Source organism: Halomonas halophila (assembly GCF_030406665.1).
GTDB lineage: Bacteria > Pseudomonadota > Gammaproteobacteria > Pseudomonadales > Halomonadaceae > Halomonas > Halomonas halophila.
In genome coordinates this window covers 3433106-3456171 of sequence record NZ_CP129121.1, presented here as the reverse complement: position 1 = coordinate 3456171, position 23066 = coordinate 3433106, and the positions used below count along the sequence as shown (strand labels likewise).

General features: G+C 68.6%; 27 protein-coding genes. 11 read left to right on the top strand and 16 right to left on the bottom strand.

Translation table 11 applies throughout. From position 1 onward, the window contains the following. Positions 1-13: 13 nt before the first annotated feature. From QWG60_RS16310 to flgA, 3 genes are all read right to left on the bottom strand, one after another. Positions 14-463 (bottom strand): flagella synthesis protein FlgN, encoded by a 450-nt coding sequence (locus QWG60_RS16310; RefSeq protein WP_046078838.1) that lies wholly within the window; start codon positions 461-463, stop codon positions 14-16. Continuing rightward, positions 460-750, bottom strand: a complete 291-nt coding sequence (flgM, locus tag QWG60_RS16305) for a flagellar biosynthesis anti-sigma factor FlgM (RefSeq protein WP_146910064.1) — start codon at positions 748-750, stop codon at positions 460-462. Before flgM ends, QWG60_RS16310 begins: the two co-directional genes overlap by 4 nt. A gap of 92 nt (positions 751-842) precedes the next feature. Then, on the bottom strand, positions 843-1523 hold the full coding sequence (gene flgA / locus QWG60_RS16300) for a flagellar basal body P-ring formation chaperone FlgA (protein WP_146910067.1): 681 nt from the start codon (positions 1521-1523) through the stop codon (positions 843-845). A 159-nt stretch (positions 1524-1682) separates the two neighbouring features. Between flgA and flgB the strand changes: the two genes are divergently transcribed. From flgB to flgL, 11 genes are all read left to right on the top strand, one after another. Next, the gene (gene flgB / locus QWG60_RS16295) at positions 1683-2099 is read left to right on the top strand and encodes a flagellar basal body rod protein FlgB (RefSeq protein WP_046078836.1); all 417 of its coding nucleotides are present in this window, start codon (positions 1683-1685) and stop codon (positions 2097-2099) included. An 11-nt stretch (positions 2100-2110) separates the two neighbouring features. Beyond that, entirely contained in the window at positions 2111-2518 is a 408-nt protein-coding gene (gene flgC / locus QWG60_RS16290) for a flagellar basal body rod protein FlgC (protein ID WP_146910069.1), read from the top strand. A 4-nt stretch (positions 2519-2522) separates the two neighbouring features. Beyond that, positions 2523-3236 (top strand): flagellar hook assembly protein FlgD, encoded by a 714-nt coding sequence (flgD, locus tag QWG60_RS16285; RefSeq protein ID WP_046078835.1) that lies wholly within the window; start codon positions 2523-2525, stop codon positions 3234-3236. 73 nt (positions 3237-3309) lie between these two features. Continuing rightward, complete coding sequence (flgE, locus tag QWG60_RS16280) at positions 3310-4728, top strand: flagellar hook protein FlgE (protein WP_146910072.1); 1419 nt, start codon at positions 3310-3312, stop codon at positions 4726-4728. Between the two features lie 17 nt (positions 4729-4745). Beyond that, positions 4746-5498 carry a flagellar basal body rod protein FlgF gene (locus tag QWG60_RS16275; protein WP_146910074.1) on the top strand — a complete coding sequence of 251 codons (753 nt, stop codon included), beginning with the start codon at positions 4746-4748 and terminating at the stop codon, positions 5496-5498. 25 nt (positions 5499-5523) lie between these two features. Continuing rightward, on the top strand, positions 5524-6306 hold the full coding sequence (gene flgG / locus QWG60_RS16270; protein WP_035594307.1) for a flagellar basal-body rod protein FlgG: 783 nt from the start codon (positions 5524-5526) through the stop codon (positions 6304-6306). A gap of 37 nt (positions 6307-6343) precedes the next feature. Beyond that, entirely contained in the window at positions 6344-7018 is a 675-nt protein-coding gene (locus tag QWG60_RS16265) for a flagellar basal body L-ring protein FlgH (RefSeq protein WP_082090855.1), read from the top strand. Between the two features lie 78 nt (positions 7019-7096). Beyond that, entirely contained in the window at positions 7097-8164 is a 1068-nt protein-coding gene (locus QWG60_RS16260; protein WP_146910091.1) for a flagellar basal body P-ring protein FlgI, read from the top strand. Next, positions 8164-9180: a flagellar assembly peptidoglycan hydrolase FlgJ gene (flgJ, locus tag QWG60_RS16255; protein ID WP_046078831.1), complete on the top strand. Its 1017-nt coding sequence runs from the start codon at positions 8164-8166 to the stop codon at positions 9178-9180. Before QWG60_RS16260 ends, flgJ begins: the two co-directional genes overlap by 1 nt. Positions 9181-9286: 106 nt before the next feature. Beyond that, a complete protein-coding gene (flgK, locus tag QWG60_RS16250; RefSeq protein ID WP_146910076.1) occupies positions 9287-10930 on the top strand; it encodes a flagellar hook-associated protein FlgK in 1644 nt (547 codons plus the stop codon). Between the two features lie 18 nt (positions 10931-10948). Further along, positions 10949-11839, top strand: coding sequence for a flagellar hook-associated protein FlgL (flgL, locus tag QWG60_RS16245; protein WP_146910078.1), 891 nt, complete (start codon positions 10949-10951; stop codon positions 11837-11839). Between the two features lie 80 nt (positions 11840-11919). Here the strand turns inward: flgL and fliR are convergent, their stop codons facing one another. From fliR to fliF, 13 genes are all read right to left on the bottom strand, one after another. Next, on the bottom strand, positions 11920-12714 hold the full coding sequence (fliR, locus tag QWG60_RS16240; RefSeq protein WP_146910080.1) for a flagellar biosynthetic protein FliR: 795 nt from the start codon (positions 12712-12714) through the stop codon (positions 11920-11922). A gap of 6 nt (positions 12715-12720) precedes the next feature. Beyond that, positions 12721-12990, bottom strand: coding sequence for a flagellar biosynthesis protein FliQ (fliQ, locus tag QWG60_RS16235; protein ID WP_146910082.1), 270 nt, complete (start codon positions 12988-12990; stop codon positions 12721-12723). A 16-nt stretch (positions 12991-13006) separates the two neighbouring features. Further along, positions 13007-13759, bottom strand: a complete 753-nt coding sequence (gene fliP, locus QWG60_RS16230) for a flagellar type III secretion system pore protein FliP (RefSeq protein WP_035594300.1) — start codon at positions 13757-13759, stop codon at positions 13007-13009. Next, entirely contained in the window at positions 13756-14175 is a 420-nt protein-coding gene (gene fliO, locus QWG60_RS16225) for a flagellar biosynthetic protein FliO (RefSeq protein ID WP_107181767.1), read from the bottom strand. The genes fliP and fliO overlap by 4 nt, the downstream gene beginning before the upstream one ends. Continuing rightward, on the bottom strand, positions 14172-14681 hold the full coding sequence (gene fliN / locus QWG60_RS16220; RefSeq protein WP_106488170.1) for a flagellar motor switch protein FliN: 510 nt from the start codon (positions 14679-14681) through the stop codon (positions 14172-14174). The genes fliO and fliN overlap by 4 nt, the downstream gene beginning before the upstream one ends. Next, positions 14674-15717 carry a flagellar motor switch protein FliM gene (fliM, locus tag QWG60_RS16215; RefSeq protein ID WP_106488171.1) on the bottom strand — a complete coding sequence of 348 codons (1044 nt, stop codon included), beginning with the start codon at positions 15715-15717 and terminating at the stop codon, positions 14674-14676. Before fliM ends, fliN begins: the two co-directional genes overlap by 8 nt. Positions 15718-15736: 19 nt before the next feature. Next, the gene (fliL, locus tag QWG60_RS16210) at positions 15737-16216 is read right to left on the bottom strand and encodes a flagellar basal body-associated protein FliL (RefSeq protein WP_046078823.1); all 480 of its coding nucleotides are present in this window, start codon (positions 16214-16216) and stop codon (positions 15737-15739) included. A 120-nt stretch (positions 16217-16336) separates the two neighbouring features. After that, a complete protein-coding gene (locus tag QWG60_RS16205; RefSeq protein WP_222593878.1) occupies positions 16337-17701 on the bottom strand; it encodes a flagellar hook-length control protein FliK in 1365 nt (454 codons plus the stop codon). A gap of 21 nt (positions 17702-17722) precedes the next feature. Further along, positions 17723-18178 (bottom strand): flagellar export protein FliJ, encoded by a 456-nt coding sequence (fliJ, locus tag QWG60_RS16200; protein ID WP_046078822.1) that lies wholly within the window; start codon positions 18176-18178, stop codon positions 17723-17725. Continuing rightward, a complete protein-coding gene (fliI, locus tag QWG60_RS16195; protein WP_146910084.1) occupies positions 18175-19569 on the bottom strand; it encodes a flagellar protein export ATPase FliI in 1395 nt (464 codons plus the stop codon). Before fliI ends, fliJ begins: the two co-directional genes overlap by 4 nt. A 10-nt stretch (positions 19570-19579) precedes the next feature. Continuing rightward, the gene (gene fliH, locus QWG60_RS16190) at positions 19580-20317 is read right to left on the bottom strand and encodes a flagellar assembly protein FliH (RefSeq protein WP_046078820.1); all 738 of its coding nucleotides are present in this window, start codon (positions 20315-20317) and stop codon (positions 19580-19582) included. Then, a complete protein-coding gene (gene fliG, locus QWG60_RS16185; RefSeq protein ID WP_035599633.1) occupies positions 20310-21311 on the bottom strand; it encodes a flagellar motor switch protein FliG in 1002 nt (333 codons plus the stop codon). Before fliG ends, fliH begins: the two co-directional genes overlap by 8 nt. Continuing rightward, complete coding sequence (gene fliF, locus QWG60_RS16180) at positions 21301-23043, bottom strand: flagellar basal-body MS-ring/collar protein FliF (protein WP_046078819.1); 1743 nt, start codon at positions 23041-23043, stop codon at positions 21301-21303. Before fliF ends, fliG begins: the two co-directional genes overlap by 11 nt. Positions 23044-23066 lie beyond the last annotated feature (23 nt).

Below are 23066 nucleotides of genomic sequence, written 5' to 3'. Positions count from 1 at the left end.
CGAACGGCTCGTTTCAGGCCCGGGCGTCGAGGCGGCGCGACTGGAGGCCGGTGCGGCCGTCGGCGGAGTAGGTGTCGGGGTCGGCGAGGCGGTGGATGGTGTCGAGCATCTGCTGGTTGTGGCGCATGCGCAGTTCCAGCAGACGTCCGTTGCGCTCGTTGAGCCGGGCGATGTGGCGTGCCTGGTTCAGCATGGCCTGCCAGCCGTCGAGACAGCCGGCGTCGGCGGCGGCCTGGCGGGCGCCCTCGGTGCCCTCGGCGTAGCCCAGTTGGCGCTGGACCCGGGCGCGGGTTTGCTCGGTCTCCTCCAGGTCCTGCTGGACGGCGGTCTTTTCCTCGGCCAGGGCATTGAGGCGCCGGCCGTCGATCTCGCCGGCCACCAGCAGGCCCTGCTCTTCCTCGAGCAGCCGCCCCAGGCGTGCCAGGCGTTCGGCCTGGCCGTCGAGGAGTCGCTGCAGGCTCACTGAGTCTCGCCCTCGTCGGCCAGCAGATTCTGCACGCTGGCGATCAGGCCATCGGCGATGCGCTCCGGCTTGATCTCCAGCTGGCCGTCGCGAATGGCTTCGCGCAGCTCGTTGACCCGGGCGGCGTCGATGTCACGGCTCGGGTCGGTGGCGCCCTGGCGCAGGTGCGTCGAGGTGGCCGGTTCCGGGGCGTCCTGCCCCGCCGCGGGCGTTTCCCGGGTCTGGCGCGTCGTGTCGCGTGACTCGACCTGTCCGGGGCGCAGGGGATGGTGATTGTCGACTTTCACGGTGAAAGGCCTCGTGAGCGGTGCGTTATTCGAGCTATCGGCACTCGAAGCCGACACTTTAATGCCCGGCCGGGGGTAACGGCCAGTCCGGGTCAGCCCTCCACGGCCAGCCGGTTGCGACCGATGATGCGCCCCTCGAGGATGCGGCGGTCGTCCAGCCGCACTCGGATACGCTCCCCGCGACCGCCGGCACCGAGCGCCTCGGCCTGGCGGGTGACGCGAAAGCCCTGGCCGCCGGCCTCCAGGATCACGCTCGCGCCGCGCTCGACCAGCCGTGGTGCCCGCACCTGGTGGGACTGGATCGCACGACCCGCCGCCAGCGAGCGGCGCGCCTCCTGGCCGACGATCGCCTCGACGGATCGCAGCGCCCGCCTGGGCAGCCGATCGAGCTCTCCCCGCCGTTCCTCCAGATCGTCGCGCGTCAGCCGCGTGCCGGCCTCGATGGCATGCGCCGTGACCGGATAGCGGCCGATCACGCTGACCTCGGCCTGCAGGTAGCGCGTCCGGCGGTCTTCGCCCGAGCAGCGTACGCCCACCGACAGCCGCCCCAGCGGCGCGCGAGACGTGTCCCTCAGGAAGGGGGTCGGCTGATGGCAGGTCGGGAAGTGCGCGGCGGGCGGATAGAGCGTCACGCTGACCTCGTCGCCCAGCGGAGCGGCCTCGGCGGTCAGGAAGGCGCGCACGGCGTCGAGCATCGCCGTGTCCTCCGCCGACGCCGGAAGGGCGGCCAGCAGCAACAGCGGTAGCAGGCAGCGGCGGATCAATCGGGACATGGGCACGCTCGGAGGAAGTTCCTGACGGCAGTCTAGCGCTCGCTTCGACGGGGGATGCCGTGAAATGGCCCGGCTATCGAAGGCTGTTCGATCCTTTGGGCTGACAGCACCGTGGCTATTCTCCATCGTCGACGAATTTCCTTTTCCGGAGCGTGCCGGATGATCGATCAGCTCGAAGCCTCCCTCAACTTCTCCCAGCAGGCCCTGAGCCTGCGCCATGAGCGACAGAAGGTGCTGGCCAGCAACATCGCCAACGCCGATACCCCGGGCTACAAGGCCCGCGACATGGACTTCGGTGCCGAACTGGCCAAGGCGACCCGTCAGGGCGGTGCCGGTGCGGGCGGCGGGCTGTCGCTCGCGCGCACCGACGGCGGCCATCTGGCCGGCCAGGGCATGCCGTCGCCGCGCGGGGAGCTGCTCTATCGGGTGCCGGACCAGCCGAGCCTCGATGGCAACACCGTCGATATGGACCGCGAGCGCACCGCCTTCGCGGACAACTCGGTGCGCTATCAGGCCTCGCTGACGCTCCTCAACAGTCGTATCCAGGGCCTCAAGAAGGCCATGCAACCCGAATAAGGAGCGGTGGCATGTCGATGTTTTCCGTGTTCGATATCTCCGGCTCGGCGATGAGCGCCCAGTCGCAGCGCATGAACGTCACCGCCAGCAACCTGGCCAACGCCGACAGCGTGGCCGGCCCCGACGGCGAGGCCTATCGCGCCAAGCAGGTGATGTTCGAGAGCCAAGCCGCCTCGCGCCGTGGCGTGGGTGGCGTCGGGGTGCGCGAGGTGGTCGAGGACCCGGCGCCGCTGCGCCGGGAGTATCGCCCCGAGCACCCGCTGGCCGACGAGCAGGGCTACGTGAGCCTGCCCAACGTCGATCCCGTGGCGGAGATGGCCAACATGATCTCCGCCTCCCGTTCCTATCAGGCCAACGTCGAGGTCATGAACACCAACAAGCAGTTGATGCTCAAGACCCTGACCCTGGGCGAGGGCTGATCCCATGGCATCCACCATCGATTCCGGCGTGCTCAACGGCCTCAATGGCGGCGCCTCCGGGGCGAACCGGGCCGGCGGCGGCTCGGGGCTGACGTCTGCCCAGTCCGACGAGCTGCGCAACAACTTCATGACCATGCTGGTGACCCAGCTTAAGAACCAGGATCCGATGGATCCGATGAAAAACGAGGAGATGACCTCCCAGCTGGCGCAGATCAACACCGTCAGCGGCATCGAGAAGCTCAACGACTCGCTGTCCGAGATCACCAGCCAGATCGACGCCGGGCGCACGCTGCAGGCCACGGCGCTGATCGGGCAGGGCGTGATGGTGCCCGGCAACCGGGTGCTGCTCGACCAGAACGATGCGGGTGACGTGACCACCACGCCCATGGGCGTCGAGCTGGCCGCCCCGGCCGACCGGGTCAAGGTGACCGTCACCAACGGCGCCGGTCAGGTGGTCAATGCCTATGACCTGGGGGCCATGGACGCCGGCGTGCAGTCCTTCAGCTGGGACGGCAAGACCAGCGACGGCCAGGTCGCCGCCGATGGTGCCTACCAGTTCCGCGTCGAAGCCAGCCAGGGCGACAGCCCGGTATCGGTCGAGTCGCTCAACTACGCCATGGTCAACAGCGTCACGCCGTCCCCGGACGGTGATGTCCGGCTCGACCTCGGCGCCGTCTACGGCCAGGTGGGGCTTGGGGACATCAAGCAGATTCTGTGATGCGTCGGGGCCGGTTCGAGGGGCGGGTCGGCTCAGCACCTTTCATGATTCGATAACGCAGGGATAACACGACATGGGCTTCTCACAAGCGCTCAGCGGCCTGAACGCCGCCTCCTCCAGCCTCGACGTGCTGGGCAACAACATCGCCAACTCCCAGACCGTGGGCTACAAGAGCTCCGGCGCCCAGTTCGCCGATATCTATGCCGGCTCCACCGGCCTGGGTACACAGGTCTCGGCCGTGCTGCAGGACTTCAGCGACGGCAATATAGAGAACACCGGCCGCAACCTGGACCTGGCGATCAGCGGCGACGGCTTCTATCGCTTCCAGCAGGAAGGCGAAGTGGTGTACTCGCGCAACGGTCAGCTGTCCATGACCGCCGACGGCTACCTGGAAAATGCCCAGGGCGCACGGATCATGGGCTACGGGCTCAATGCCGCGAATGAGGTCCAGGCCGGCGGCCAGCCCGAGGTGATTCAGGTGCCCGCCGACGACATGCCGGCCAGTGCGACGGCCAATGTCGCGACCTCCTTCAACCTGGATGCGCGTGAGACGGTCGGTGAAGGACTCAGCCAGGCCACGGTCTCGACCGACATGACGGACCCGGCGGGCACCGAGCAGACCCTCGACTATCAGTTCTCGAACAACTTCGCGGTCTACGACTCGCTGGGCAATCCGCGCAACGTCACCGTCTACTACCAGAAGGCGCAGCTGGTCGATAACAGCCAGGCTACCCCTCGCGATGTGTTCCTCGATGCTTCTACCGGCAATCGTGTCTATGACAACGGTGGTACGTACGAGGACCAAGGGGGGACGGCCTTGACACCACAGCCTGCCGCGGCTGACCTCTCGCCGGTCGAAGAAGCTAATACCTGGAACGCCAAGGTGGCCATGGATGGCCATTACAACGCCGCCAACGACTTCACGGTGGCCTTCGACACCAATGGTCAGCTGGAGACCATCAATGGCGCAGCGGCAAACGTGGGCAACATGCCGGCCATCAACGTGACCGCTGACAATACGACGCCGCTTGGCGCCGGCCCGGCCGATATGGCGTTCGCTCTCGATATCACCGGCTCCACCCAGTTCGGCAATACCTCCGCGACCAACTCCCTGACCCAGGATGGCTACACCTCCGGGGCCCTGGTGGGCATCTCCATTCAGGACGACGGAACCGTGATGCGCAACTACGCCAACGAGCAGTCGATACCGGCCGGCCAGATCGCCCTGGCCAACTTCCGCAACCCGGAAGGGCTCGAGGCGGTCGGCGACAACGCCTGGCGCTCCACCGCGGCGTCGGGCCAGGAGCTGGTCGGCGAGGCCGGTACCGGCGTGCTGGGCACCATCACCTCGGGAGCGATCGAGACCTCCAACGTGGACCTGGCCAGCGAGCTGGTCGACATGATCGTCACCCAGCGGGCCTACCAGGCCAATTCCCAGACCATCTCCACCCAGGACGAGGTCCTGCAGGCCGCCATCAACCTGAGCCGCTAAGCCCGGGAGGCTGAGTCATGGATCGCATCCTCTATACCGCCATGAGCGGCGCGCGCCAGAGCATGGAGCAGCAGGCGGTGGTCAGCCACAACCTGGCCAACGCCTCGACCACCGGCTTTCGCGCCCAGCTGCATGCGATGCGCGCGGTGCCGGTGGAGGGCGACGGGCGCCTGGACACTCGCGCCTCGGTGGCGGCATCCACGCCGGGCGCCGATACCTCGTCTGGCCCGATGACCCGCACCGGCCGCACCCTGGACGTGGCGATGAAGGGCGATGCCTGGCTCGCCGTCCAGGCCCCCGACGGCACCGAGGCCTACACCCGCCGCGGCGACCTCCAGGTCGATGGCGACGGTCTGCTGCGCAGCGCCGGCCATCCGGTGATCGGCGAGGGCGGCCCCGTCCAGGTGCCCCTGGGCGCGCAGGTCTCGCTGGGCGCCGACGGCACGATCAGTGCCATCGCCCCCGGCCAGGGGCCCGACGCCCTGGTGCCGGTGGGTCGCCTCAAGCTGGCCACGCCGGGGCCCGATGGGTTGGAGCGCGGCGTCGATGGCCTCTTTCGCCCCCCCGGCCAGGACGGCCAGCCCGGCCTGCTGCCGGCGGATGACGATGCCAAGCTGATCAGCGGTGCGCTCGAGGGCAGCAACGTCAATCCGGTGGAGACCATGGTGTCGATGATCGACGTGGCGCGCCGTTACGAGATGCAGACCAAGGTCATGAGCACCGCCGACGAGAACGATCAGCGGGCCAACAGCCTGCTCTCGCTGAGCTGAGCCGAACGAACATGAGGGAACCAGAATGATCAAGTCACTATGGACGGCCAAGACCGGCCTGGAGGCCCAGCAGACCAAGCTGGACGTCATCTCCAACAACCTGGCCAACGTCAACACCAACGGCTTCAAGCAGTCCCGGGCGGTGTTCGAGGACCTGCTGTATCAGAACCTGCGCCAGCCCGGTGCTCAGACCAACGCCCAGGACCGGCTGCCGTCGGGCATGCAGGTCGGTACCGGCGTGCGTCCGGTGGCCACCGAGCGCCTGCACACCCAGGGCGGGCTCGAGCAGACCGGCAACAGCCGTGACCTGGCCATCGAGGGCCGGGGCTTCTTCCAGGTGATGATGCCGGACGGCACCACCGCCTACACCCGTGACGGCAGCTTCCAGCTGGACCAGAACGGCCAGATGGTCACCGCCAACGGCTATCCACTGGAGCCGGGCATCGTCATCCCGCCGAACGCCCTGTCGGTGAACATCGGCGAGGATGGCATCGTGTCGGTCAAGGTGCCGGGCGACAGCGAGCTTCAGGAAGTCGGCCAGGTCACCCTCTCCACCTTCGTTAATCCCACCGGGCTGGAGAGCCTCGGCGGCAATCTGTATGCCGAGACCACCGCCTCCGGGCCGCGCACCGAGGATATTCCCGGCATGAACGGCACCGGCAGCATCATGCAGAACTACGTCGAGACCTCCAACGTCAGCGTGGTCAAGGAAATGGTCAGCATGATCCAGACCCAGCGTGCCTACGAGATCAACAGCAAGGCCGTGCAGACCAGCGACGAGATGCTCTCGCGCCTGGCCCAGCTGTGAGGCGAGTGATGGACCGGAGGGCGAGGGCATGAGCGGGATGATTCCGGGTGGTGCATGGCGCTGGCTGCTGGTCGTGGCACTGGCGGTGTTGGGGGGCTGTGCGCAGATTCCCCACGCCTCGGTGGTCGGCGAGCAGGAGCGGATCGAGATTCCGGAGCGGCCGATGGCGCGCGCCAACGGGGCCATCTACCAGCCGCGCAGCGGTTATCAGCCGCTGTTCGAGGATCGTCGTCCGCGGATGATCGGCGACATCCTGACCATCGTGCTGGACGAACAGGTCAGCGCCAGCAAGAACGCCCGCTCGAACGCCGACCGCAACGGCTCGTCCAGCCTCGAGCTGGCCCAGCTGCCGGATGCCCTCGATACCCTGGCGGAGTACGGCTTCGATGTCTCCGGGGAGAGCGACTTCCAGGGCGGCGGTGGCTCCCAGGCCAACAACTCCTTCACCGGCACCATCACCGTGACCGTGATCGACGTGCTGGGCAACGGCAACCTGCGGGTGCGCGGCGAGAAGCAGATCGCCATCAACCAGGGCACCGAGTTCATCCGCTTCGGCGGGGTGGTCAATCCCCGCGACATCACCGGCGAGAACACCGTGCCCTCGACCTCGGTGGCCGACGCCCGCATCGAGTACGTCGGCGACGGCTACATCAACGAGGCGCAGCACATGGGCTGGCTGCAGCGCTTCTTCCTCAACGTCTCGCCCTTCTAGGAGAGTGGCATGATGACCGGCACTCGACGCGCGCTGGGCGCACTTCCGCGGCTGGCCTCCGGGCTGGCCTTCGTGGCGATGATCCTGTTGGCACTGCCGGCCCAGGCCGAGCGACTGCGAGAGCTGGCCAGCTTCGCCGGCGTGCGCGACAACGCCCTGGTCGGCTACGGCCTGGTGGTTGGGCTCGACGGCACCGGCGACCGCACCACCCAGGCGCCCTTCACCGGCCAGAGCCTGACCAACATGCTCTCCCAGCTCGGCATCACCGTGCCGGCGGGCACCAACATGCAGCTGCGCAACGTGGCGGCGGTGATGGTCACGGCCGAGATGCCGGCCTTCGCCCGCCCCGGGCAGAACCTCGACGTGGTGGTGTCCTCGGTGGGCAACGCCGACAGCCTGCGCGGCGGCACCCTGCTGATGACCCCGCTGAAGGGCGCCGACGGCAGCGTCTACGCCCTGGCCCAGGGCAACCTGCTGGTCGGTGGTGCGGGGGCGGCGGCCGGCGGTTCCAGCGTGCAGGTCAACCAGCAAGGCGGGGGGCGCATCGCCAACGGCGCCACCGTGGAGCGCGAGGTGCCCCTCGACCTGGGCGCCAACGGCGGACTGCTCGAGCTGCAGCTCCAGACCGACGACTTCGGCACCGCCCAGCGGGCGGTCAGCGCCATCAACCAGGAGTTCGGTCGTGTCGTGGCCTCGGCCCGCAACGCCCGGGTGATCGCCCTGGACGGCCCACTCGATCCCAACGCGCGGGTCAATTTCATGGCCCGGGTCGAGAACGTCCAGGTCACGCCCACCGAGGAACCGGCCCGCGTGGTACTCAACTCGCGGACCGGGTCGGTGGTGCTCAACGGCCAGGTGGCCCTGCGCCGGGCAGCGGTGGCCCAGGGCAACCTGTCGATCGTCATCGACAGCGACGTGGACGTCAGCCAGCCGAACCCGTTCGGCAACGGCCAGACCGTGGTGACCCAGGATGCCGAGATCAGCATCCAGCAGCAGCCCGGCACCCTCAAGGTCGTTGAGGGCGCGGACCTGATGGAGGTGGTCGACGCGCTCAACTCCTTGGGTGCCACGCCCAACGACCTGATGTCGATCCTCGAGGCCCTCAAGGAAGCGGGCTCGCTGCGCGCCGAACTGGAGATCATCTGATGAGCCTGGATGCTCCCGACACCGCCCGCGGCCAGTTCGCCCTGGACATCCAGGGCCTGGAGCGCCTCAAGCACAATGATTCCGGCGAGGGCCTGAAGGGCGCCGCCCAGCAGTTCGAGGCCCTGTTCGTGCAGATGATGGTCAAGAGCATGCGCGAGGCGGTGCCGACCTCGGGGCTGCTCCAGAGCCAGGCCGGCGACATGTATCAGGAGATGCTCGACAAGCAGTGGTCGCAGAGCGTGGCCGAGCGTGGCCTGGGGCTGGCCGACCAGCTGGTGGCCCAGCTCGAGGGCTCGGTCGGCGGGCGCGATGCCTCGGCCTCGAGTCACCGCAACATCGAGGCGCTGATCGCCGGGATTCCCCGCGGCACGCCGCGCCCGCTGACCGATGCGCTGATGGCCGAGCCGGACACTGGCGCGCGGGCCGAGGGTGACGCGTCATCGGCGCCGACCTCCTTCCTCGAGGCGCTTCAGACCGGCGTGGATGAGCCGGCGTCCGCCGTGGCGGATCCGGCCGCGATGGCGGACCGGCCCGAGCACGTTCAGGCCTTCCTAGCCAGGCTCGCCGGCCCGGCCCGTGAGGCCAGCCGCGAGAGCGGCGTGCCGGCCGAGCTGATCCTCGCCCAGGCGGCGCTGGAGACCGGCTGGGGGCGGCGCGAGATTCCCACCGCCGACGGCGGCAACAGCCATAACCTGTTCGGCATCAAGGCCGGCAGCCGCTGGCAGGGCGAGACCACCGAGATCCTGACCCATGAGGTGATCGACGGCCGTCGCCAGGCGGTGCGCGATCGCTTCCGCGTCTATGACTCCTTCCAGGCAGCGTTCGCCGACTACGCCCGTCTGATCGGCGACAATCCTCGCTATGCCGGCGTCAGTTCGGCCGCGACGCCCGACCAGGCGGCCCGGGCCCTGCAGCGCGGCGGTTATGCCACCGACCCGGCCTATGCCGACAAGCTGATCGCGGTCATGGACACCCTGGGGCCACTGCCCGAGGGCCAGCGACTGGCGTCACGCTGATCGGCATTTTCCCGGGGGCTTTCAGTCCCCGGCTCAAGGACATTCGGCCTCAAGTCCGGCCCGCCGCGGCCGATAGCCAGAGAATCGGCAAAAGGGAACATCTGTCATGAGCATCTTCTCCACCGGCCTCAGCGGCCTCAACGCCGCCCAGAACGCCCTGGCGTCCACCAGCAACAACATCAGCAACGTCTACACGCCCGGCTACAACCGCGAGGTGACCGTGCTGGGGGAGAGCGGCACGGGCACGGGCGGGGTGCAGGTCAACGATATCCAGCGCCAGTTCAACCGCTATGTCGCCGACCAGCTGAATGACGCCACCAGCAAGACCAGCGCGCTGGAAACCTACGGCACCCAGGTGGAGCAGATCGACAACCTGCTGGCCGACGAGGCCGCCGGGCTCTCGCCGCTGATGCAGGACTTCTTCTCCTCGATGGAGGACCTGGCCAGCGCACCCTCCGACCCGGCCGCCCGCCAGGGCGTGCTCGGCTCGGCGGATACCCTGAGCGCCCAGTTCCGCTCCTTCGACGGCTACCTCCAGGACATGCAGAACGGCATCAACGGCCAGATCGAGGACGAGGTCACCCAGATCAACAACACCACCGAGCAGCTGGGCTCGATCAACCGCGAGATCGCCCTGGCACGTGCCAAGCAGGGCGAGGCGCCCAATGCGCTGCTCAACCAGCGCGACCAGCTGGTCCACGAGCTCAGCGAGCGCATGGACCTGCGTCTCAACATCCAGGACGGCAAGTCCTACAACGTCAGCCTGCCCAATGGCCAGCCGTTGGTGATGGGCGATCGCAGCTTCAAGCTGGAAGCCATGGCCTCGCCGGAAGATCCTCAGCGCACCGTGGTCGGCTATCCGGACTCCAGCGGCAACGTCCGAGCCCTGGACGAGGACGCCATCAGCGGCGGGACTCTGGGCGGGCTGATGGACTTCCGAGCCGAGACCCTGGACAAGACCCAGAACCAGATCGGCCAGATGGCGGTCTCGCTGGCGGTGGCGGTCAACCGACAGCATGCCGAAGGCATCGACCTGAACGGCGACGCGGGCGGCGAGTTCTTCAGTATCGGTGAGCCGCGAGCCTTCTCGGCCGAGCGCAACACGGGCACCGCCGAGATCGCCGGGGCGGCCTTCGATGCCGACAGCATCGATCAGCTCAAGGCCACCGACTATACGGTGCGCGTCACCGACGCCGCGGCGCCGGCCTTCGAGGTGATGCGCGAGGACACCGGGGCCGTACTGGAGGCCGCCGACGTCGACTATGCCGGCGGCGAGCTGAGCTTCGGCGGCCTGACCCTGAGCTTCGACGATCCTGCCGGCCTGGCCGACAACGATCGCTTCGTGGTCCAGCCGGTTCGTCGTGCCGCGGGTGGCCTGGAGAGCGCCATCGGCGATACCGACAGGATCGCCGCGGCCGGTCCGGGGGGCGGCTCTGGGAACAACGAGAACGCCCTGGCCCTGCAGGATATTCAGCAGAAGAGCGTGGTGGGCGGTTCGGCCTCGCTGAGCGAGGCCTATGCCTCCCTGGTCAGCGACGTCGGCAACCGGACCAATATCGTCCAGGTCAATCTGGAGGCCCAGCAGGGGCTCAGCCAGCAGCTGGAGGCCGTCCAGCAGTCCGAGTCCGGGGTCAACCTGGATGAAGAGGCGGCCAACCTGATCCGTTACCAGCAGTACTACCAGGCCAACGCCAAGGTCATCGATACCGCCACCTCGGTGCTCGACACCGTGCTCGGTCTGCGCGGTTGATAGGGAGAGTCTCACGAGATGCGCATCAGTACCCTCACCATCTTCAATCAGAGCGTCGGCTCGCTCAATCAGCAGCAGGCCAAGTTCAACGACGTCAGCCAGCAGATCGCCAGCGGTCGCCGGGTGACGAGCCCGTCCGACGATCCCCAGGCGGCCGCTCGGGCCGTGGGCGTCAGTCAGTCGCTGGCCATTACCGAGCAGTACACCGATTCGCGAGTCAGTGCACGAACGGCCCTCGAACAGTCGGAGAGCGTGCTCAACAGCGTCAGCGATTCGATCACCAGCGCCAAGACGCTGCTGATCCAGGGCGCCAACGACACCCTCAGCGAGGCGGACCGGCAGTCCGTGGCCTATGAGTTGAGAGGGGTCTACAACACCCTGCTTGGCCAGGCCAACGCCGCCGACGGCAATGGCAACTATCTGTTCGGCGGCTACAAGGACGACGAGGCGCCCTTCGTTCAGGGCGGTGGCACGGTCACTTATGAAGGAGACGACAAGGTGCGCGAGCAGCGCATCGATGCTTCTCGCCTGATGCCGGTGGGTGCCAGCGGTGGCGACATCTTCGGCGCCGACGGCGACGATGCCGCACTCTTCACCACGTTGGAGTCGGCCATTGGCAAGCTGGAGTCCGGAAGCGGCGATCTGGGCGTCGAGATGGACAGCCTGGACGACCATCTGGATACCGTCCTGACGGAGCGGGCCTCCATGGGGGCGCGTCTCAACGAGCTGGACGTGGTGGATGGCGTCAGCAGCAACCGCACCCTGAACTACGAGCAGACCCGGTCCGATCTGGTCGATCTCGACTACGTCGAGGCGATCTCCGAATACAGCCTGCGTCAGGTCGGTCTGCAGGCGTCCCAGCAGACCTTCGCCAACATGAAGGGCATGTCGCTCTTCCAGTATCTCTGATCCGTTTTGCCTGCCGGCCAAGGCCCCTTGTCCCGCCCTGTTGTTTCCCGGCAGGGCGGTTCTTGTGCTTGATGCCGCGCTCAGTTGGCCAGCGGTGACAGGACGTCGAGGAATTCCCCGAGGAAGGTGAGGCCCTGACGGAAAAGGCGTTCGAGGAAGCGGTCCAGGTCGGTCATCAGCACCATCAGCAGCACCACGCCCATGGTCAGCGAGGCCGGGAAGCCGATGCTGAACACGGTGAGCTGGGGCGCCGAGCGGTTGAGGATGCCAAGCCCCAGGCTGACGATCATCAGCGATGCGATCAGCGGCATGGCCAGCAGCATGCCGGAGGAGAAGATGGTGCCGCCATAGCGGACCAGCATCTCGAAGGCGGCAGGGTCGTAGCGCCCCAGGCCGATGGGCAGGGTCTCGAAGCTCGAGGCCAGCAGCTCGAGCACCATCAGGTGGCCGTTGAAGGCCAGGAACATCAGCAGCGTGATCATGTAGAGAAAGCGTGACAGCACCATCATGTTGGTGCCGCTCGCCGGGTCGAAGAAGGTGGCGAAGGCCAGGCCCATCTTGAGGCCGATGAACTCGCCGGTGGCCTGCACCACCACCAGGGTCACGCGCATCACCATGCCCATGGCGGCGCCGACCAGCAGCTGTTCGACGATGATGCCGAGCCCGGCCCATGAGAACAGCGGCACCTCCGGCATCGCCGGCAGCACCGGCGCCATCACCACGGTCAGCGCCATGGCAAGGGCGATCTTGCCCTGGCGCGGCATGGCGGAGTGGCCCCAGATCGGCGAAGTCAGCATCAGCCCGGTGATGCGGCAGAAGGGCCACAGGAAGGCGACCAGCCAGCCGTGCAGCTGGTCGAACGTGATCTCGACCATGATGGCCTACATCACCATGTTGGGGATATTGTCGAACAGCTCGCGGGTGAAGGTGGTGATCAGGCTCAGCAGCCAGGGGCCGGCGAGGACCAGCACCGCGAACACCGCCAGGATCTTGGGGATGAACGACAGGGTCATCTCGTTGATCTGGGTGGCGGCCTGGAACAGGCTGACCAGCAGGCCGGTGAACAGGGCGGTGAGCAGCAGCGGGCCCGCCAGCAGCAGGGTCACGCGCATGCCCTGGTAGGCGATGGTCATTACCGTCTCGGGGGTCATGGCAGTCTCCGGGCGTTCACACGTAGAAGCTTTCCGCCAGCGAGCCTATGATCAGCTGCCAGCCGTCGACCAGCACGAACAGCATCAGCTTGAAGGGCAGCGAGATGGTCACCGGCGGCACCATCATCATGCCCAGGCCCATCAGCGTGCTGGCCACCACCAGGTCGATGATCAGGAAGGGGATGAAGATGGTGAAGCCGATCTGGAAGGCCGTCTTCAGCTCGCTGGTCACGAAGGACGGCACCAGTACGCGCAGCGGCACGTCCTCCGGGCCCTGCATCTGCCCGACGTCGGCCAGGCGCGCGAACAGCGCCAGGTCCGGCTCGCGGGTCTGGGCCATCATGAACTCGCGGAACGGGCCCTGGGCCTGGGTCAGGAATTCGGGAAAGGCGATGCTGCCGTTGGACAGCGGCACCCAGGCCTGGTCGTACACCTCGCCGAACACCGGGGCCATGATGAAGAAGGTCAGGAACAGCGCCAGGCCCAGCAGGATCTGGTTGGGCGGCGTGGCCTGGGTGCCCATGGCGGTGCGCAGCAGGCCCAGCACGATGATGATGCGGGTGAAGCTGGTCATCATCAGCACCGCCGCCGGCAGGAAGGCCAGCGAGCTGAGCAACAGCAGCGTCTGCAGCGACAGCGACCAGCGCTGGCCGCCGTCCTCCATCGGCTGGCTGATCAGCCCGGGGATCTGCTGGGCCAGGGCCAGACCCGGCACCAGCAGCAGGGCCAGCAGCCACCAGCGGGCGTGACGCGTGGCGAAACGGTTCATGGGCGATCCCGGTCGTGTCGGCCCAGCCCGGCGTTGTGACGCAGGGCCTTGGCGAAGCGGGCGGCGAAGCCGTCGTCCTCGGAGAAGGCGGGAGCTGTCGCCGGCGACTCGGGGGCCGGCAACTCGTGGAGCTTGTTCACCTGGCCTCCGCCGACGCCCAGCACCAGCCAGGTGCCCTCGACCTCGACGATCACCACCCGCTCGCGCTGGCCGATGCTGGTGCTGCCCACCAGGCGCGGACGCTGGCCCTGGCCGCGCCCGCCACCGTTGAGCCGTCTGAGTAGCAGGCTGCAGGCGACGATGATCGCCAGCACCAGCGCCAGGGCCGCGGCGGTCTTGCCCAGGGTGGCCATGCCGATCAGCGCCTCGCCGCCGCCCAGGCCATCGGCGACGGCACCGGATGCGCTCTCGCTCATCGATTCAGCTTCTGGACGCGCTCGGAGGGCGTGATGATCTCGGTGATGCGGATGCCGTACTTGTCATCCACCACCACCACCTCGCCCTGGGCGATCAGGTAGCCGTTGATCAGGATGTCCATCGGTTCGCCGGCCAGCCCCTCGAGCTCGATCACGGAACCCTGGGCGAGCTCCAGCAGCTGCTTGATGGTCAGCTTGGTGCGACCCAGCTCCACGGTCAGCTTGACCGGGATGTCCATGATCATCTCGAGATCGCGGGGCACCGCCTTGTCCTGGCCTCCCTCCAGCGGCTGGAAGACGCTGTCGCTGGCCGGCTGCGCTGCGGCGCCGCTGTCCGCGGCGGGGGCATCGTCACCCTCGGCTTCCTCGGCGGCGGCCTGCTCGGCCATGGCGGCGGCCCAGGGATCCTCCTCCTCGCTCGGCGTGGCATCGCCCTCCTGTTCGGACATGGCGGCCGCCCATTCGTCGTCGAGGTTCTGATCGTCGGGCTTGTTGGGATCAGTCATGCTTGGCTTCCTTGGATGTCGGCTGAGCCCCCTTGACGAAGGCGCTGGACGGCGCGTGGCCCGCCGCGTGATCGAACAGTCGACGCACCCGCAGGGCACGTTGCTCGTGCTGGCTGCCGTATTCGCATTCCATCACCGGCACGCCGTCCACGCTGGCGGTCACGGTCTCGGGCAGTTCCAGCGGCAGCACGTCGCCGGCCTTGAGGGCCAGCACCTGGGAGATGCGTGAGGGGATGTCGGCGAAGTTGGCCACCAGCTCGATCTCGGACTGGCGCAGCTCGCCGGCCATGCGCTTCGACCAGCTGCCGTCCTGATCCTGATGGCCCTCGTTGACCGGGTTGGTCAGCAGGTCGCGCAGCGGTTCGATCATCGAGTAGGGCATGCAGATCTGGAAGCTGCTGGCCAGGTTGCCCACCTCGAGATTGAAGCTGGTGTTGACCACGATCTCGTTGGGCGAATTGGTGATGTTGGCGAACTTCGACTGCATCTCGCTGCGCAGGAAGCTGATGTCCAGCGGATAGACCGACTTCCAGGAGTCGCCGTAGGCCTCGATGGCCAGCTGCAGCATGCGCTGGATGATGCGCTGTTCGGTGTTGGTGAACTCGCGCCCCTCGGACTTGGTGAGGAAACGGCCATCGCCGCCGAACAGGTTGTCCACCACCATGAATACCAGGTTCGGCGGAAACACGATCAGCGCCGAGCCCTTGAGTGGCTTCATGGCGATCATGTTGATGTTGGTGGGCACCGGCACGTTGCGCGAGAAGTCGCTGTAGCTCTGGTACTTCACCGAATCCACGGTGATGTCGGCGCTGCGCCGGATCAGGTTGAACAGGCCCATGCGGAAGTAGCGGGCGAAGCGCTCGTTGATCATGTCCAGGGCATGCAGGCGTTCGCGGATGATGCGGTGCTGGTTGGCCGGATCGAAGGGGCGGACCTGCGGCTGGCCGTCCTGGCCCTCCGCGGGCTCGTCGTCCCCGCTGACGCCCTTGAGCAGGGCGTCGATCTCGTCCTGGGAGAGCAGATCTTCTTGAGACATGGTCGCTACGGGCCCGGCGTCATTGCACGATGAATTCGGTGAACAGCACGTTCTCGATGGCCAGTTCCGGCTGCGGCTCCACCATCGGTGCCTCGAGGGTGGCCTTCACCTGTTCGGCGAGGCGCCGCTTGTCTTCCTGCGAGGCGAGGTCGGCGGCCTGCTTGCCGGAGAGCAGCATCAGCAGGCGGCTGCGCACCTCGGGCATGTGTTCGGTCAGCAGCGCCTGGCTCTGCTCGTCGGCAACCTTGAGCGAGATGCCGGCGTAGAGCAGCCGTGACCCGTAGTCGTCGTCGGCCAGGTTGACGGTGAAGGGTTCGATCTCCACGAAGATCGGGGCCTTGTGCTCGATGGTCTCGGGCTCCTGAGCCATGGCCTTGCCGTCGTCCCCGTCGCCGCTCATGACCATGAACAGGGCCGTGGCCGCCGCCGAGGAGGCGATCACCACCAGCACCACCAGTAGCCACAGCAGTTTCCGGGAACCTCCGCTGGATGTCGCCATTACCGTTCCTATGCTGAATATTCTGCCGATAGCGGGGAATTATGCCGCCCGCGAGGGCGGCACGATGAATCGAACAGGCCCGATGAACGGGGCCATCTCCGGATTTTGCGACCTGCCCGATCAGGCGTAGAGATCGACGCGGCCGTCCAGGATCATGCTGCCGGGAGCCGCCGCGGGCGTGACGGTCTCTGCGGATGAGTCGCTCTCGCCTCCGCTCGTGCCGGCGGCCGCGTCGGCGAATCGGCGGCCTTCTCCTTCGGTGCCGCCCTGGCGCTGCTCGCCCACCGAGGTCTCGCCCAGGGAGATGCCCTGTTCGGCCAGCGCCTCACGCAGCTGCGGAATCGCCTGCTCGAGGGCATGGCGCACCTGGCCGTGGGCCGACAGGAAGTGCGCCTGGGCGCCCTGATCGCCGACCTTGAGCGTCACCGACAGCGGGCCCAGCTCGGCCGGGTGCAGCCTCATCTCGATGCGCTGCTCGCCGCCCTGACGGGCGAACTGGAGCAGCTGCTGGCCGAGCTGGCGGGGCCAGGACTGGCTGCCGACCGGCGCGCTCAGGCTGGCCTGCTGGGCCGTGGCGGCGAGACTGCCGGGACTCGTCGAGGGCGTCAGCGGCAGGGTGCCTTGGCCGCCGGGAACGGAACCGCCCGCGAGCAGCGGTGCCTCCTGAGCGTTACCACCCGGGCTCTGCTGGCGGGCGGCCAGGGCCTCGATCATGGCCTGCGACGAGGTGGTGGCGGGGGTGGCCGGCGCGCCACCGGCGGCCTGGCGTACCGCCTCGGCGGCGGCCAGCGCGGCCGAGGTTGCCGCGTTGGGGGCGGCGTCGGCACGGGGCTGGGTGGCCTCGAGCAGGGGGTTGGTCGATGGGGCCGCGAGGCCGGGCAGAGGCGACGGGGCACCGTTGGCCGGGGCCTGGGGAGTCGTGGCGGGCGTCGCCCGGGCCTGGCCCGCGCTCTGTCCCGGGGTGAGCTGGGTCATCAGCGTCTGCAGGGCGGCGGCGAGCTCGGGGGGCACAGTCTCCTCGGATGCGTCCGCGGCGGCCTTCCATTCCTGGAGCGCGATGGCGGGGTCCTGGCCGTCGGCCACGGAGGCCAGCAGGGTCTGCAGTTTCTCGGGAAGACCGTCGTCATTGGCGAGCGAGGCCAGGGCCTGACGCAGCGACGCCGAGGCCTCTGCGCCATCTCCTGCCGAGACCAGCAGCGTTTCCAGTTCCTTTTTGACGTCGTCACCCTCGGCGGCGGAAGCCAGCAGATGCTGGAGGCGCTCGGGCAGGGTCACGCCGTCGGCAGCGGCCGTCTCCTGCGGCAGTCGAGCGGCCAGCGGTGACGACTCCGCCCCGCTGGCCGGAGCGGGTTGGGTGCCGGCCTGGGGTGACAGCGAGGCCAGCGCCTTGGCGAAGTCGCCGCCGGTCAGGCCGGCGGCATGGCCCGAGGCGCTGCCCTTCGCGGTCTGGCCCGAGGGGGCGGTGAGCAACTGCTGAATGTCCATGTGGTTCTCCTTGACGGCCGCCTAGTAGCCGCTCGGTACGCTGTCCCGGCGCAGCCAGCGCTGGGTCACCAGTTCGTCGGTGGCGCGCTGTTCGCGCCGCTGTTCTGCCTTGCGCATGGCATCGGCTCGCCGCTCGGCGAGGGTGTCGTAGGCGCTCAGGCGGCGCTGTTCCTGCTGCCAGTGGCGCTGGCTGCGCTCGACGCGGCGCTGCTGTTCGACCAGGGCCTGGCGGGCGCGGGCGAGGGCGTCGTCCAGCGAGGCCAGGAAGCGCTGATAGTTGTGCATGCTGGCCGGATCGATGCCGTCACGCAGGGCCGTCTGGAGGCGAGCGGCGTACTCCGCTCGGTAGCGCTGCAGAGACTCCAGCTGGGCGATGATCTGGTCGGCGCTGCGACGGTCGCCGGCGAGCTTCTGACCGGCCTGGTCGCGGGCCTCCCGGGCCAGTTCGGTGAGGTTGTCGAGTGCGGTGCGGCTCATGGCCTGCCTCCCAGGGCGCCGAGCAGTGCCTGACGCGAGGCATCGAGGTCGGCGCACTCCCCGATGCCCTGTTGCAGGAAGCCCTCCAGGGCAGGATAGCGATTCACCGCCTCGTCCAGCTGCGGGTCGTGGCCGGGATGGTAGGCGCCGACGCTGATCAGGTCGCGATTGCGCTGATAGCGCGCGAACAGGCTCTTGAAGCGGCGTGCCTGCTCGAGCTGCGGCGCGTCGACGATGGCGGTCATCGCGCGGCTGATCGAGGCCTCGATATCGATGGCCGGATAGTGGCCGGCCTCGGCCAGGGTGCGCGACAGCACCACGTGGCCGTCGAGGATGGCGCGGGCCGAGTCGGCGATCGGATCCTGCTGGTCGTCGCCCTCGGTCAGCACCGTGTAGAAGGCGGTGATCGAGCCGCCGCCGCGCTCGGCGTTGCCGGCGCGTTCCACCAGGCTCGGCAGCTTGGCGAACACCGAGGGCGGATAGCCCTTGGTGGCGGGCGGCTCGCCGATGGCCAGGGCGATCTCGCGCTGGGCCATGGCGTAGCGGGTCAGCGAGTCCATGATCAGCAGCACGTTCTTGCCCTGATCGCGGAAGCCCTCGGCCAGGCGGGTGGCGTAGGCGGCGCCCTGCAGGCGCTGCAGCGGCGAGGTGTCGGCCGGGGCCGCCACCACCACGGCGCGCCGGCGCCCCTCCGGGCCGAGGATGTTGTCGATGAAGTCCTGGACCTCGCGGCCGCGCTCGCCGATCAGCCCCACCACGATCACGTCGGCCCGGGTGTAGCGGGCCATCATGCCGAGCAGCACCGACTTGCCGACGCCGGAGCCGGCGAACAGGCCCATGCGCTGGCCGCGGCCGACGCTGAGCAGGGCATTGATGGCGCGGATGCCGACGTCGATCTGGGTATCGATGGGCGCCCGCGACAGCGGGTTGAGCGGCGGCGTGGCCAGCGGCGCCCGGGGTGCCTCGTCCAGCGAGCCCTGGTCGTCCAGCGGCGCGCCATTGCCGTCGACCACCCGGCCCAGCAGCGACTCGCCAAGGGGGAAACGGCGGGCGGCGCCGTCGCTGCCGTCGCCCAGCGGGAAGACGCGGGCGCCGGGGCGCAGGCCGCTGATCTCGGCCAGCGGCATCAGGTACAGCCGCTCGCCGTCGAATCCCACCACCTCGGCCTCGGCGTAGTGACGGCCGAGCCGCCCCCGGGCGTCGGGCAGCTCGATGCGGCAGGCGTTGCCCAGCGCCACCTGCAGGCCCACCACCTCGATCACCAGGCCGGTGGCCCGCACCACCCGACCGCTGGCGCGGCTGGTCGGCAGCGGCTCGATGCGCCGGCGCACGCCGCGGAGGGCGCGCTGCCAGCTGGCCTGGTGGCGGTTGGTGGGAGCGGTGTCGTTCATCGCGGTCGACTCACGCCTCGTCTTCGTCGGTGTCGGTCGGCGGCTGGCGCCGGCGCAGCTGGTCCTGGATCGCCTGCCAGCGGGTCTCCCAGGTGGCGTCCAGCTCGCCGCGCTCGCTGGTCACCCGGCAGCCGCCGCGGCTGAGCTGGTCGTCGGGCTGGAGTCGCCAGCCGGCGGCCTCCAGCTCCTCGCCCAGGTGTTGCGTGACCAGCTCGAGGTCGCGGGGATGCAGCCACAGGCGCTGCTGGCCGATCAGCGGCGGCTCGCTGTGGAGCAGCTCGCGGATCAGCGTCAGCACCTGCTCGGGGCGCGCCTCGAGGGCGTCGCCGGCGAGCTGGCGGCCGGTGGTCAGGGCCAGGTCGACCAGGTCTTCGGACAGGGCCTCGTCCAGATCGGCCAGGGCTTCCTCGAAGTGGCGGGCCAGCGGCAGCAGCGGCGCGAGCGACTCCTCGAGGCGCTGCTCCAGCTCCTCGCGAGCCTGCCGGCGGCCTTCCTCGAGGCCCTGGGCCAGTCCTTCGGCGTGGCCGGCCTCGCGTCCCTCGCGCAGGCCCTCCTCGCGGGCTTCCTGCCGGGCCTGCTCGCGCAGCTGCTCGAGGGCCTGCTGCTGGCGACGGGCCTCCGCCTCGCGGGCCTGTCGGGCGGCGGCCCTGGGGTCTGGTGTCGAGGCCGCCTTCGGCTCGGGCTGACGCAGCTCGCCCATGCGCCAGCGGCGCCAGGGCGTCTCGTCGTTCCAGCCGGCCTCAGACATAGGTGTCGTCTCCGCCGCTCAGCACGATCTCGCCGGAGTCGGCCAGGCGGCGCACCACCTGGAGGATGGCCTTCTGCTCGGCCTCCACCTGGGAAACGCGGATCGGCCCGCGGCCCTCCATGTCTTCGCGCAGCAGGTCGGCGGCGCGCTGGGACATGTTGCGCAGGAACTTGTCCATGAGCGTCTCGGGCGAGCCCTTGAGCGCGACCACCAGCGAGTTGGTATCGATCTCCTTGAGCACCATCTGGATGCTGCGGTCGTCGAGGTCGACCATGTTCTCGAACAGGAACATCTCGTCGATGATCTTCTGCGCCAGGTCCTCGCTGTGCGAGCGAACGGTCTCGATGGCGGCCTCTTCCTGGTTGCTGTTCATCAGGTTGAGGATCTCGGCCGCGGTGCGGGCACCGCCCATCTTGCTGCGCTTGAGGTTCTGGCCGTCGAGCATGCCGGTGAGTACCTCGGTGAGCTCCTGCAGCGCCGCCGGCTGCACGCCGCTGAAGGTGGCGATGCGCAGCACCACGTCGTTGCGCAGCTTGTCGTCGAACGCTTCCAGCACGTCCGAGGCCTGGTGCCGCTCCAGGTGGATCAGGATCGTGGCGATGATCTGCGGGTGCTCGTCGCGGATCAGCTCGGCCACCATCGAGGCTTCCATCAGGTTGAGCGCGTCGATGCCGGAGTTGTTGCCGGCGCTCTCCATGACGTCCTCGATCAGGCTCGAGGCGCGCTCGCTGCCCAGCGCCTTGGTCAGCACCGAGCGGATATGGTCGCTGGAGTTGAGGTTCAGCGCGATGAATTCCTCGGTCTCGTTGCTGAAGTCCTGCAGCACCTGGCGCATTTCCTCGTGGGAGACCTGGCTCATGGTGGCCATCTCCATGCTCAGCGCCTGCACCTCCTTGTTGGACATGTGCTTGAAGACCTCGGCGGCGCTGTCCTCGTCGAGGGCCAGCAGCAGGATGGCGCTGCGGCGCAGGCCGGTCATCGCATTACTCGTCATGTTTGTTCATCCAGCCGCGAACGATCATGGCCACCATGCTCGGGTCCTCCTGGGCCATCTCGCGCAGATCATTGAGGTTGGCTTCGTAGGTCGTGGCGCGACGCTTGCGACGCCGCGAGGCCGGGCTCTCTTCGTTCGCCGCTTCATCGTCGTGATCCTCGTCGGCCGCGCGGTCGTGCTCGTCGTCCTCGTCGCCGCCCACGCGGGCCTGGAAGCCGGGCGATGCCGGCAGGCTGGCCGGGGCGGGCTGTTCGGTGTAACGGCGGATGAAGGGCCGCAGGATCAGCAGATAGAGCAGCAGCAGGGCGATGCCCACCAGCAGGTAGCGGCCCAGGGCGAAGGCCAGCTGCTGGACGTCGCTGCGCTGCCACCAGGCCGGCTCGCTGGCCGCGTCGTCCCCGGCGGCGAAGGCGCTGTTGACCACCGCGACCTGGTCGCCGCGGGCGTCGGAGTAGCCCATGGCCTGGCGTACCAGACGCTCGATCTGCGCCATCTCCTGTTCGTCGAGCGGCGCGGGAACGAGCTCGCCGGTGTCCTCGTCGAGGCGTTCGCGATAGTTGACCACCACGGCGGCGGAGAGGCGTTCGACCCCGCCGCGGCGATGCTGGACGTGGGAGACCTGGCGATCGACCTCATAGTTGATGACGTCATCACGACTCAGGCGCTGCTCGGTCGTCGTGCCGCCCTCTTCGTCGTTTGCCTGGTCCTGCTCGGCGTCCTCGCCCTGGGCATCGATCGGGGAGGGGGCCGCGCCGGGGGGCGTGTTGCTGAGCGCACCGGGAATGCCCTGGGCCAGATCGCCGTTGCCGTTGACGTTGAGGCTGGTCTGGCGGCTGCGCACCGCGGCCTCGTTGGGCGGCTGGTTGGGGCCGTAGCGTTCGGAGGTCTCCTCGCGTCGGGAGAAGTCGACCTGGGCGGTGACCTGGGCCTTGACGTTACCGCGGCCGAGGATCGGCGCCAGGATGGTCTCGATGCGGCGCTGGTAGGCGCGTTCCACTTCGGCGACGTAGTCGAGCTGGGTGCCGTCGAGCCCCGAGCCGCCGCCATCGGGCGTGGAGAGCAGTCGGCCGCTCTGGTCGACCACCGTGACCGCATCGGCGGCCAGGTCGGGGACGCTGCTGGCGACCAGATGCACGATGGAGGCCACCTGGCCCTCGCCGAGGGTGCGGCCGGGCTGCAGGTTGAGCACCACCGAGGCCTTGGCCGGCTCGCGCTGGCGCACGAAGACCGAGTCCTTTGCCAGCGCCAGGTGTACCCGCGCGCCGGCCACCGGGCCGAGCGATTCCATGGAGCGGGCGAGCTCGCCTTCGAGACCGCGCTGGTAGTTGACCTGCTCGGCGAACTGGCTGATGCCGAAGGCCTGGTTCTCCATCAGCTCGAGGCCGACGTTGCCGCCGCGTGGCAGGCCCTGTTCGGCCAGCTGCAGGCGCAGGCTGTGGACCCGGTCGCCGGGCACCATCAGCGCCTGGCCGCCGGCGCTGAACTCGTAGGGGATGCCGCGGCTGTCGAGCTCGCTGATGATGCTGCCGCCGTCGGCTTCGCTGAGGTTGCTGAACAGCACCCGATAGTCGGGGCTGCGCGCCCACAGCAGCAGCGCCACCGCGATGGCGACCACGGCCGCGCCGACGATCAGCAGGGCGATCAGGGGGCTGCCGCGCAGCTGCCGGGACAGCTGCGCGAAGGGAGAGGTCTGGGCCTGTTGGCCGCCGGTGGCGGAGGCGCCACTGCTCATGCGGGCCTCCCGTCGGAGATGAC